This window comes from Azorhizobium sp. AG788 (genome assembly GCF_004364705.1).
GTDB lineage: Bacteria > Pseudomonadota > Alphaproteobacteria > Rhizobiales > Xanthobacteraceae > Azorhizobium > Azorhizobium caulinodans.
In genome coordinates this window covers 118,643-130,826 of sequence record NZ_SOBM01000006.1, presented here as the reverse complement: position 1 = coordinate 130,826, position 12,184 = coordinate 118,643, and the positions used below count along the sequence as shown (strand labels likewise).

The 12,184-nt window shown below is 70.0% G+C and carries 8 protein-coding genes; 4 read left to right on the top strand and 4 right to left on the bottom strand.

Translation table 11 applies throughout. From position 1 onward, the window contains the following. Nucleotides 1-81: 81 nt before the first annotated feature. Nucleotides 82-492 (top strand): NADH:ubiquinone oxidoreductase subunit NDUFA12, encoded by a 411-nt coding sequence (locus tag DFO45_RS16615; protein ID WP_043880077.1) that lies wholly within the window; start codon nt 82-84, stop codon nt 490-492. 185 nt (nt 493-677) lie between these two features. Beyond that, nucleotides 678-1,490, top strand: a complete 813-nt coding sequence (locus tag DFO45_RS16610; protein WP_245518145.1) for a DUF2155 domain-containing protein — start codon at nt 678-680, stop codon at nt 1,488-1,490. Here DFO45_RS16610 and aat read toward each other — a convergent pair. The 4 genes from aat to DFO45_RS16590 form a co-directional block, all read right to left on the bottom strand. After that, nucleotides 1,421-2,098 carry a leucyl/phenylalanyl-tRNA--protein transferase gene (gene aat, locus DFO45_RS16605; protein WP_133865762.1) on the bottom strand — a complete coding sequence of 226 codons (678 nt, stop codon included), beginning with the start codon at nt 2,096-2,098 and terminating at the stop codon, nt 1,421-1,423. The two genes, DFO45_RS16610 and aat, sit on opposite strands and share 70 nt — an antisense overlap. 72 nt (nt 2,099-2,170) lie before the next feature. Further along, a complete protein-coding gene (locus tag DFO45_RS25435) occupies nt 2,171-3,646 on the bottom strand; it encodes a diguanylate cyclase (RefSeq protein WP_166657159.1) in 1,476 nt (491 codons plus the stop codon). A gap of 218 nt (nt 3,647-3,864) precedes the next feature. After that, a complete protein-coding gene (locus tag DFO45_RS16595; RefSeq protein WP_133865760.1) occupies nt 3,865-6,489 on the bottom strand; it encodes an ATP-binding protein in 2,625 nt (874 codons plus the stop codon). Continuing rightward, on the bottom strand, nt 6,489-7,610 hold the full coding sequence (locus DFO45_RS16590) for a DNA repair exonuclease (protein ID WP_133865759.1): 1,122 nt from the start codon (nt 7,608-7,610) through the stop codon (nt 6,489-6,491). Before DFO45_RS16590 ends, DFO45_RS16595 begins: the two co-directional genes overlap by 1 nt. Before the next feature lie 525 nt (nt 7,611-8,135). Here DFO45_RS16590 and DFO45_RS16585 point away from each other — a divergent pair. After that, nucleotides 8,136-9,587: a porin gene (locus DFO45_RS16585; RefSeq protein ID WP_133865758.1), complete on the top strand. Its 1,452-nt coding sequence runs from the start codon at nt 8,136-8,138 to the stop codon at nt 9,585-9,587. Between the two features lie 385 nt (nt 9,588-9,972). After that, complete coding sequence (locus DFO45_RS16580) at nt 9,973-12,114, top strand: flagellar motor protein MotB (RefSeq protein WP_133865757.1); 2,142 nt, start codon at nt 9,973-9,975, stop codon at nt 12,112-12,114. Nucleotides 12,115-12,184: the final 70 nt, after the last annotated feature.

Genomic DNA, 12,184 nt, shown 5'->3' with positions numbered 1-12,184 from the left:
CCGTCCACATTGGCGGATGTTCGGGTGGACACCGCGGCGGCACGGTGGCATGTTCCGCCCGACCAAGAAGAGGCTCGCTCCGTGAAAGAGTTGCTGCTCTACATCTTCGCCTGGTGGCACAAGGCGACTCCCGGCACCCTGCTGTGGACCCGCCGCTTCGGCGAACTCGTTGGCCATGACGAATTCGGCAACGCCTACTACCGCACCAAGGGCGGCAAGGTGGACCCGACGCTCGGCTTCCAGCGCCGCTGGGTGCTCTACAGCGGCTATGCCGACTCGACCACGGTTCCGCCCGGCTGGTACGGCTGGCTCCACCATCGCGTGGACACCCCGCCGACCGAAGAGACCTACACCCCCCGTCCGTGGCAGAAGCCGCACCACCGCAACTACACCGGCACGCCGCTCGCCTATCGCCCGAAGGGTTCGGTGCAGGCCGGCGGCCACCGCCCGCGCGTGACCGGCGACTACAACGCCTGGTCCCCCGGCGAGTGATCGCGGGCTTCTGACAGTCCAGTTTCTGCGAGCGCGCGGTCCCAAGGGCCGCGCGTTCTTGTGTGCGGATTTCCACGGCACACCGCAGCGCCGCCCTCGCAAGGCCGCAATGCGGATGATAACGGGCCTGGATGCCATCCGGCGTCGGCCCGAGCCCGGCCTCTCCTCTCTCAGGTGCGCGTCTGATGCGTTTTCTCCGTCCCGCCTCCGGTTTCCTCGTCCCGGCCGTGGCGGCCGTTGCGATGGCGGCGGTCTGCGGGGGCGCGCTCGCGCAGAGCCGCAACGGCATCGATTCCGCCCCGCTCCTGCCGCCGGCGGGCGTCGGTACGCCCAATTATCAGGGCGGCTATCCCGGCTATCCGGACAATCGGCCGCAGCCGGCCCAGCCCGCCCCGGCGCCGCAGCAGCCGGCGCAGAATCAGCCCTATCAGGGCATCTACGGCATCAATCCGCAGCAGCAGGCGCCGCAGCAGACGCAGTCGCAGCAGCAACAGAACCGCTATCGCCAGCCGGTGCCGCAGCTTCCGTCCGGTTCTGCGCCCGCACAGGCGCCGGCGGCGCCAGCCCCCGCCGGGCAGGCGCCCGCTGCTCAGGCCCCCGCGGGGGCCCAGCAGCCGCAGCCGAACAATGACGTTCTGGTGGTGGAGCCCCCGGCGGAGAAGATCGCCAACCCCATCGCCGTCTATGCGGGCCTCGACAAGATCACCGGCCGCATCACCTCCTTCGAGGTGGGCATTGGCGAGACGGTGCAGTTCGGCGCCCTTCAGGTGACGCCCCGCGCCTGCTACACGCGCCCGCCGACCGAGCCGCAGAACACCACGTCTTTCACGGAAGTGAACGAGATCACGCTGAAGGGCGAGGCCAAGCGGATCTTCACCGGGTGGATGTTCGCTTCCAGCCCCGGCCTGCACGGCGTCGAGCACCCGATCTATGACGTGTGGCTGACCGACTGCAAGCAGAGCGCCCCCGGCACGGCGAAGCCCGGCGGCCAGAAATAGAAGTCGGCCCGGGCGGAGACCGACTCCTCCAGCAGCCGATGGTAGTGCCGGCGCGTGACCTCGAGCGCCCCGAAGCCGCTCAGGTGGCCGGTGATGAACTGAGTGTCCAGCAGCTTGAAGCCGCCGACCTTCAGCCGGGCGACGAGATGCGCCAGAGCCACCTTCGAGGCGTCGCGCTCATAATGGAACATGCTCTCGCCAAAGAAGGCGGCGCCGAGTTCCACCCCATAGAGCCCGCCCACCAGCTTGCCGTCCCGCCAGGCCTCCACCGTGTGGCACTGGCCGCGATCGAACAGCTCTCCATAGAGCCGGCGGATGCGCGGGTTGATCCAGGTCTTCTCGCGGCCCTCCTGCGGGGCGGCGCAGCCGGAAATCACGCCCTCGAAATCGGTGTCGATGCGGATCTCGAACTTGTCCTGCCGGATCGTGCGGGCAAGGCGCGAGGGAATGTGAAACCCGTCGAGCGGGATGATGCCGCGCCGGTCGGGCTCGATCCAGTAAAGTCCCGGATCGTCCGCGCTTTCCGCCATGGGAAAGATCCCGCAGGCATAGGCCTTCAGCAGGACATCGGGCGTGATCTCGACAAAGGGCTCGCGCGGTCGGCTCATGGGGCGATCATATCGCAGCACCCCGGCGGGTGAAAATCTCCGCAGGATCCGCGGGAGGAACGTCCGTGCGGGTCAGGCGCGCGTCGGATCCAGCGTGGCGTCTGAGAAATCGGGCTCCGCCACGACGACATGCGCATCCCCGATGCGTTCGACCATCACGCGATTGCGTCCGCTCTCCTTGGCCCGGTAGAGGGCGCGGTCGGCGGCGGCGACCGCATTCTCGAACGTCTCGTTCGGGGAGGCGATGGCGGCGGCAATGCCGATGCTGACGGTGACCGGATGGTCGCCGCGGATCACGTCCCGCTCCACCTGCGTGCGGATGCGCTCCGCCGTCTGGAAGGCGCCGGCCATGTCCGTGTCGGGCAGGATGGCGGTGAACTCCTCGCCGCCGTAACGGGCGGCGAGATCCGCCGGCCGGCGCAGGCTGTGGCGGATGAGCTGGGCGATGGCCTGGAGCACGGCATCGCCCGCCGCATGGCCGAGGCGGTCGTTCAGCAGCTTGAACCGGTCGATGTCGATCATCAGCACGGCCACCGGCGAGCCGAGCCGCTGCGCCCGCTGCCATTCCCGGATGGCCACATCGAAGAAGCGCCGGCGGTTGGCGATGCCCGTGAGATCGTCGGTCAGGGAGAGCTGGAGCAGTTCCGCCTGGAGGCGGCTGCGGCGCATCAGGTCGTGCCGCAGCACGAGGGCGATGGCGATGGAGGCGAAGCCCACGGTGAGAACGGCTGCGGTGCCCACCAGCACGCGGTAGCGCCAGGGCAGGAAGATGTCGCGGATCGACTGGCCGGTGGCCACCACCAGCGGCAGTTGCGGCACGGGGGCCGCATAGAAGGTCCGCTTACCGTCGCCATAGGACAGGGTCACGGGCGCGTGGACCGCCCCCGCGATCTCGCGGATCAGGTCGGGCGGCGGTCGGATGCAGATGCCGGAGGTGCCGCACTCTTCCACGAACAGCGTGCCGTCGATGCGCGCGACCAGCATGGGGTCGCTGGTCTCCGCCGCCTCCGCCTTCAGCGGTTCGCGCAGGAGGGAGAGGGGCAGCAGGACGGCGGCCACGCCCGCAAACTGGCCGTCTGGATCTTTCAGGGCCTGCGACAGGGCGATGCAGGGCTCGGTGCCGTCACAGGCCACCCGCTCGCTGAGATAGGGACCGTCCACCTGACCTTTGGCATGGAGGGCGAAATAGGGTTGCGTCCGCACCCGCTCGCCAAGGCCGGCGGGGCGGTCGGAGCGGGCCACCACCTGCCCGGAGGCATCGGTCAGCAGCATCACGCCGGGGCGTTCGGTGGCGGAAATCATGCGTGCCAGCAGCCGCTGCCAGCCGGCCGGCGTCTGGTCCGTCTGCGGATCGGCATAGTCCGCGGCCACCTGCCGCAGCAGAACGCGATAGGGGAAGATCTGCCCCGCCACGTCGCGGGCGAGGCTGTCCACCCGCTGCTCGCCGTGGCTCGCCGCCTCCCGGGCCACATCCCCGTAATTCTGCCAGAGGGTGAGCGCCATGAAGCTGGCAAAGATCACCGAGATCAGCGCGCCCGCAGGAATCATCAGCCGCGCTGCCGGCGGAACGACCGACGGAGGCGCTGCCTTGAGTGCAGTGCTGCCAGGCTTGATCATGCGGCGGACGGGTCCAGGGGCCTCGCGCGGCGCGAACGGGCGCCGTGCCGATCGGTAGGTTGCAGGCTTACGACAGGGTTAACGTCTATCTGTCGAAATGTTCATCTGCAAGATCGTTCGTATTACAACCATTGTGGCGGGGTCGGGCCCTATCCCAGCGGCAGCCGGGTGGCATCCACCGTGCGATAGGCCGAGGCACGGCAGCTCAGGATGATGACCTGCATGCGCCGGGCCGCGTCGGCGAGGATGTCGGTCATCACCTCGAATCGGTCGTCGTCGGAAAACACGAGGGCGTCGTCGAGCACCAGCGAGGCCGGCTTGCCCTTGTCGATGAGGAGATCGGCGAAGGCGATGCGGGTGAGCACCGCCAACTGCTCCTGTGTGCCCTTGCTGAGGAGCTCCGCCGCCTCCTCGCGCCCGCCGCGCGTCAGCAGGCCGGGCTTGTAGTCCTCGGTGAAGGCGAGGCTCGCATTGGGCAGCAGGCGCCGCACGAACGGCTCCATGCGCCGGGTGATGGGCCGCAGATAGCGCCGTGCCGCATCCTGCTGGGCCTCGCGCAGCACGCCGAGCAGGAGCGCGAGGGCATCACCTTCGTCCTTGAGGCGCGCATGGGCTGCCTCCGCCGCCTCCGCTTCCTCGCGGGCGGCTTCGGCCCGCTGGCCCGGCCCTTCGCCGCCCAGCGTACGGGCCTGTTCCTCAAGGCGCGCCACCTCGCCGGCGAGGTTTGGCAGATCGGCCTGCAGGCGCTCGCGCTTCTTCACCATGCGCTCGCGCTGCTGGTGAAGGGCTTCCACATCGAGCGCGGCGGCGGCCCGCCCGGCTGTCTCCCGGTCCACGAGGGCGCGGGCCTCGTCGGCGCGGGCGGCGGCCTGCCGGGCCTCCAGGTCGGCATCGGGGAGGGGGGCGAGATCGGCGGCAAGTTCCTGCGCGAGACGCAGGCGGTCCCCCTCCGCCCGGTCGCTGGCGCCCTGAAGCTCCACGCCCCGCATCTCGGCCTTCTGGAGACTGTCCAGCGCCGCCTGCCGGCGGGCCGTCGCCTCGATCTCCGCGGTCCGGAACGGCCGCAGATCAATCTCTGCCGGCGGCTGGGCGGCATCGAGAGCGAGCGGCTCGGGGCGGTCGCGGCCGGCAAGGGCGCCGCGCAAGGCGTCCAGACCGGCCGGCAGGCCCAGGGCCGGATCAGCCGGACACTCCGCTTCCAGACGGCTGCGCAGGGCGGCGAGCGCGGTCTCATCCTGCGTGCGGGCCCGCGCCGCCGCATGGGCCGCCGCGGGATCGGCATGGCCGACGGCCCCGAGAAAGGCCGCGAGATCGTCGCTCGCCGCCCGATGGCGGGCGAGGGACGCATCGCTGCCGGCGGGCGGGCGAAAGGCGAGGGTGCCGACGCCGGGAATGTCGATGCGCGCATCCCGTGTCAGGCTGATCTGCGTCCCGCTCTCCAGCGGCGCGCCATCGAGGGTGATGGCCGCGCCGGGCTGAAGGGTGACCGAGAGGCTGGCGGCGCCGGCATCCAGCGTCGCGCGGGTCGCGATGACCGCGGCCTCCAGCTTGCGCAGGCGCGCGTCGGCCGCCTCGTCCATCCGGCTGCCGGCGATCCGCGCTTCGATCCGGGCAATCTCGGCTGCCAGACCATTGGCCCGATCGAGCCGCGCGAAGGCGGCGGCGAGCTGTTGCCGGTCGGCGGCCGACCGGCGCGCCGCCTGGGCCTTGTCCTGACGCTCCTCCGCCTGCCGCAGTTGCGTCCGGGCCGTGTCCAGAGCTTCGGCCGCCGCTTGGTCGGCCCGGCGGGCCTGCGCAAGCCGCTCCGCATGGGCGTTCAGGTTTTCGAGGGCCGCGCGTGCGGCGGCTTCGGCCTTCAGGAGCGCCGTGCGCAGTCCGGCGCGGACCTCCGCCCTCTTGTCGAGGGCTTCCCGGTCGGCTGTGGCGGAACGGCAGGTCAGGTCGGCCATGCGCAGGGCGTCGGCGGCCCTGCGGGCGCGCTCGATATCGGCGTCCAGCGCCTTCAGTTCCTTGTCCGCTTCCGGGTCCTCGATGTCGCGGACGAGGCGCCGCTGTTCGTTGCGCTTCGTTTCGAGGCGCTTCAGCACCTCGTCGAACTGCATCAGTTCCTGCGCGCAGGCGCTCGCGCGCTCGCGCGAGGCGGCGGCCGCGTCCTGCGCCTGCTTGAGACGGCCGGTGGGCTTGCCGGTCGCGGTGTAGAAATCGGCGAGCGCCTTCTCCACCTGCTGCTGCACGGCCTTGGCCCGGCGTCCGCCGGTGACGGCACCGACCTCGGAGGCCAGCGCCTCCTCCAGCGTGCGGCGGGCGGTCTCGGCGGGCGAGCCGAGCTGGAAGGACTGGCCCTGCTCCACCCAGAGCAGGCCCAGCGCGCCGCGGCTGTCGTCGTCCGCCCCGCTGTTGCCGGCGCGGTTGAAGCCGAGGAGGGCCTGGAGCTTTTCCTCAGCCGCCTCGGCGGTGAAGCGGCCCTCCGGCCCGTCGAGGGTGACGGAAGGCCCCTGCAGGAAGCGCTTGGCCAGTTGCCAGCGCCCGCTGGCCACCTCGAACTCCACCGTGACGGTGGGGGCGACGTCATCGCCATGGGGGCGGAAGGAGCGGATACGACCGCTCTTGGAATTGTAGCGCTCGAACAGGGCGGCCCGCAGGGCTTCCAGCACGGTGGACTTGCCGCTCTCATTGGGCTCGCAGACGAGGTTGAGGCCATCGGAGAAGCCGTCGAGCACCACGGGTGCACGGAACTTGCGGAAGTTCTCGATGGAGAGGCGGCGGATGCGCATCAGGCTTCGCTCCCGCGCTGGGCGCGCATCAGTTCCACATAGAGGCGCTCCAGCGCGGCCCCGGCCAGCCGGCCCTCGGTGCCGCCGTCCTCCGCCATGGCCCGAAGGCGCTCGGCGGCGTCGCGCAGTTCGCCGTGGGCGTCGATCTCGGAGAGATCGGTTTCGGTTGGGCGTGTCATGAGGTCCGCCAGATCAAGGTCGAGCCAGCGGATCTCATGGGCGAGCCCGTCCTCCAGCAGCCGGCGCAGGGTGACGCGCTCGGCCAGCGGCACGAGCCCGGACAGATGCAGCCGTGCCACCAGATGCTTGCGCTCGATGCCGGGGGCGAGCGCCGCGATGCGCGGCGCGATGTCCTCGGCGCCAGACAGGTGCCAGCGCTCCTCCACCCAGGCATGACGGCCGATGGGCAGCGCCTCCACCTGCGGCTCGAGACCGGCGCCGGCCACATCCACCAGCAGGGCGAGGCCCGTCGCCTCCCGGCCGAAATCGTCCGGCTCCGGCGTGCCGCTGTAATAAGTATGGCCATCGATCTTCCGCAGGCCGTGCCAGTCGCCAAGCGCCAGATAAGAGAGGCCGGCCCGGCGGGCCCGATCCGGCGCGATCAGATTCGTCTGCTCGTCACCGCCGAAGGTGCGGATGGCGCCATGGGCCAGCCCGATGCGCGGCAGGCCGGCGGGCGTCTCGGCGCCATCGAACCAGGCGGTGGGGTCGGAGAGGCTGAACTTGTGCGTGAGGGGGGCCGGCAGCAGCACGGCATCCTCGCCCAGCATCACCGGGGCGGGCGTGAGGCAGGCGGCGACATTCTCCGGCGCCTCGGCGGAGAGGCGGCTCCAGAGCCCGTCCGGACGGAGCGGATCGTGGTTGCCGGGCAGCAGCCACCAGCGCACGCCGGCCGCCGCCTTCATGCGCGCAAGCGCCTGCCGATAGATGCGGTCGCCCGGCTCGGCGCTGTCGAAGACGTCGCCGGCCACGAGAACATGGCCGGCCCGGTGCTGCCGGGCGGCGGCGGCGAGCGTGTCGATGGCGTCGAGGCGGGCCTCGCTCAAAGCGGCGCGGGCGTCCACCGGCATGCGGCCGAACGGTTTGCCCAGTTGCCAGTCGGCCGAGTGAATCAGGCGCATGGTCTCTCTATAGCGCAATCAGGCGGAAACGGGCCGGCCTGCATCAGGGCAAAACCTTGGCGTCACAAGGGGCGAGCCGCGGCGCCTGTGGCCCGCGTGCCATGATTCGAGCCGTGCCCGCCTTCAAACACATTTCCGCACGCTTCCCGGGGCGACCCCGGTCGGGTGTGGTGGCAAGATGCCGCCACCCGTTTTCGCCCACGGAAAAGATCGCGCGCGGAAGATTGAGGTAAATGAAGGGTTTCCAAGGACGGGTATGGTATTGGAATGGGTGTCGCGAAAACGTGTTGTTCCTGCAACACCCCTGGGAAAAGGCCCTTCCCCCCTGCCTTTTGGAGTGTGTCGAGATTGATCCCCGGTCCGGCTTTTGTAAGGTGGCTTTGCGACGAAGGGGGGCAGTCCCCGGTCGCCCCATACTGTGTTGGCCTGGTGGCGAGCCGGTGGGGGAATCGGGGTCAAGACCTCTCGCTGGTGGCAACATCGACGAAGCGGCTGGCTCCCTCGGAACAAAATTTGGAGGTCACAATGAACATGGTGAAGAGCCTTCTGCTCGGTAGCGTCGCGGGTCTCGCCGCCGTCGCCGGCGCCCAGGCTGCCGACCTTCCCGTGAAGGCGAAGGCTGTGGAGTACGTGAAGGTGTGCTCCGCTTACGGCGCGGGCTTCTACTACATCCCCGGCACCGACACCTGCCTCAAGATCGACGGCTACGCCCGCTTCGACACCTACATCAACGCCGTCGGCACCTTCAACCCGAACATCTCGTCGGTTGCTGGCACCGGCTTCAACGGTCCCGGCGCTGGCGCTGGTGGCTATCCGTACAAGGACTCTGACGACTCGTCCTACCTGACCCGCGCCCGCGCGGTGTTCGGTCTCGACGCCCGCTCGCAGACCGACTACGGCACCCTGCGCTCCTACATCCGCTTCGGCATGAACTGGGATTCCCAGTCCACGGCTAACGCGGGTTCGGGCATCGGCTTCTACTTCGAGCGCGCCTTCATCCAGTTCGCTGGCTTCACCTTCGGTTACACCCAGTCGTTCTTCGACACGGGCATCAACTACGCCTACACGCAGCTGTATGCGGGTTCGAACCAGTGGACCACCGCCCTCGCCTACACCGCCCAGTTCGGTAACGGCTTCTCGGCGACCATCGCCCTCGAAGACGCCGCCAACCGCATCACCGGCGTGCAGGCTGGCTCGGCCGGCGTGTACAACCCGACCAGCACGCTCGGCTATGCCAATTACCAGGCTGGTCAGGAAATTCCTGACATCGTCGGCAACATCCGCCTCGACCAGGCTTGGGGTACGGTTCAGCTCTCTGCGGCTGCCCATCAGGTCACCGCTCTGAACCCGACCTGGACCGGTACGGGCACGACCTACGTTGGTCAGAACTCGACCGACACCTGGGGCTGGGCCATCGGCGGCGCCGTGGAAATCAAGCTCCCGATGATCTCCCCCGGCGACAGCCTCTTCATCCAGGCTGGCTATGCTGACGGCGCTCTGAGCTATGTCGGCTTCGCCGGCACCACCCAGGGTCGCGCGACGGGCCTCGGCTCGCTCGACACCAAGACCACCACCTTCGCGACCGGCGCCTACTACCCGATCGCCGACGCTGTGTGGAACCAGGCCACCCGCTCGTACAACACCGAGACGGCTTGGGGCATCCAGGGTCAGTTCCGTCACTTCTGGACCCCGGCGGTTCGCTCGGCCGTGTTCGGCGGTTACTCTGAGGTCTCCGTGCCCCAGAACACCGTTGGCGCTGTCGACGTGAACATCTGGCAGGTCGGCCTGAACACCATCTGGTCGCCGGTCAAGAACCTCGACCTCGGCCTCGAAGTGCTCTACTCGAAGGTTGATGGCGGCGCCAACCTCGGCACCTACAACACGGGTGCTGGCACCACCGGCGGCGGCGCGACTGCCACGGTCGGCGGCTCCACCGACGTGTGGTCGGGCGGCTTCCGCGCTCAGCGCAACTTCTGATCCTCGCGATCATTGGTTTGGAGAACCCCGGCGGGCAACCGCCGGGGTTTTTCGTTTTGGGCCACTCATCACGCCCTCTGGTGGGCTGGTGACGCCGCCGTGCTGCGGCGCCTGGAATGACCAGTGCCTGAGCCCGGCCAGTGCAAGCCTTCGGGCCTCTCCCTTCATCGCAGACCTGACGCGCCGCCCCTGTTGCGGATCGGCCACCGCTCCTTTACGTGCCAAGCGCGCGGCGGCGGGCTAAGGTCGCGCGCGGCGTGGCTTGGGACCGGCGTGGCTGGCGGCGATCGGTTTTTCGCCTGACCGCATGCGGGGGATGGCACGCCGGGGGGCGAAAGCGCTCCCGATGACATCGACTTGGCGGCACCGCCGGCGGGAGACAGGAATGGACGAGAAGGCGGGTCTCCGAGGGCAGAGGGAGACGGAAGGGGGCACCCTTCTCGACCTCAGGATTCTCGGGGTTGGCCTCATCCTTCTGTGCGCGCTCGTCGCCTTTACCGTGCATCTAAGCCGCCCGGGCATCGAGGCGGATCTCGCGGTGCGCGCCGCCGAGCGGCTCGACGCCATCGGCGAATCCTGGGCGACCGCCCGCTTCTCCGGCCGCGATGCGACGCTCATCGGCGAAGCGCTGGCTCAGGAGCCGCGCGACAAGGTGCGTGGGGCGATCGAATCCCTGTCGGGCGTCGGCTCCGTCACGGATGCCACCACCCTCCTGCCGGAGCGCCGCCCCTTCACCTTCTCCGTCATCCGCGATGGCCCCCGCGTCCAGCTCGAAGGCTACGTGCCCTCCCGCTATGCGCTCGCGCGCATCGCCGCTGCGGTGAAGGGCCTGCCTCCGGGCCTGGAGGTCCGTGGCCTCGACCAGCTCGTTCGCGCCCGTGGCGCGCCGCCCGGCGATTTTTCTTCGGTGGTCATCTTCGCCCTTGATGCGCTGATGCGGGTGCAGAGCGGGCGCATCACCCTCTCCGACGACATGCTGTCCATCGAAGGGCGGGCCCCCGACCTCGCGGCCTACAATGCGCTGCGCCTCACCATGAGCGAGCCGCTGCCCCAGGATTTCCGCCTCGCGCGCTTCGCCGTGCGTCCGCCCGCCGCCTCGCCTTATCTGTGGTCGGCCGCGCGCGAGGGCAGGGCGGTGGTGGTGCGCGGCCATGTGCCGTCGGAAGAGGTGCGCCAGCAGGTGCTCGCGGCGCTGCGCGCCGCCATGCCGGAGGCCGGCATCTCCGACCATACGGACCTTGCCGACGGCGCGCCCAGCCTCGATCGCTGGCTTGCCGCCGTCCGTTTCGCCGCCAACCAGCTCGCGCTCATGCCCACCGGACAGGTGAGCCTGTCCAACACCTCCATCTATCTGGAGGGCGCGGCCAGCACCTTCCCGATCTATGACGCGCTCTCGGCCGCCCGCCGCGCGCCGCCCGAGGGCTTTCAGGTGGTCCGCTTCTCCGTGGAGCCGCCGGTGGCTGCGCCCTTCATATGGCGGGTCTCGCGACAGGGGGGGCAGGCGCAGATCTCCGGCTATGCGCCGAGCGAGGATGCGCGGCGCGTGATGGGCGATGCGGTAAAGGCGCTGTTCGCCGGCGTGCAGGTGAGCGATCAGGTCCGGCTCGCCTCCGGCGGACCGCCCTCCGACATCTGGACGGCTGCCGTCACCTTCGCCCTCACGCAGGTGAGCCGCATGGCGCAGGGCGAGGCTTCGGTGCTCACCGGCGCGGTGACGCTGAGCGGCGAGGCGGCGGACAGCGCCAGCTATGCCAGCCTGCGCGACGCGCTCAAGGCACCGCCGCCGGGCGTGAAGGTGGATGCCTCCCGCGTCCTGCCGCCGGTCATCTCGCCTTATGTCTTCGCCGTCCGGACGGAGGAGAGCGGTGTCACGCTCTCCGGCTTCTTTCCGGACGATGCGGTCCATGCGCGCCTGCTGGAGACGGTCGGGCGCCTCTTTCCCGGCGTGCGGGTCAATGACGTGACGGCCGTGGGCGCCGGGGCGCCGCCGCGCTTTGCCGATGCGGCGATTGCCGCGCTCGCCCCGCTCGCCCGCCTGGAGACCGGAGACCTGCGCTTCTCCGACGGTCAGGTGAGCCTGTCCGGCACCGATCGCTATCCCGCCGCCGGGGCGCAGATCGAGGCGGAGCTCAAGGCCGCGCTGCCCAAGGGCTTTGCGATGGATCTCGCGGTGGAGGCCCCCCCGGCGAGCCTGCCCGTGGGCCCGCGCGAATGCCTGAAGCTGCTCACCGACGCCACGGCGCGGGGACTCGTCTTCCTGCCGGGCGGCCAGCCGGGGCCGGGCAGCCTGCCGGCGCTGGATCGTCTGGCGCAGGCGGCGCTGCGCTGTCCGCCGCTCGCGCTCCAGGGGGCGCAGGGGGCGGCGGTGCCCGATCCCGTCGCCGCCATCCAGGGCGAGGCGATCCGTGCGCATCTTGTGGCGGCGGGCGTTCCGGCCTCCCATGTCTCCTGGATGGCGGACTTCGGCGGGGAGGGGGCGGAATCCCTCACCGTCGCCGGAGTGCGTATTTCCGTGCGACCGCAATAGGGGGCGGCCATGGTCTATCTGTTTCTAAATCTCTGGCCCTATGAGCTTCTGGCGCTCGGGCTCGGCTTCG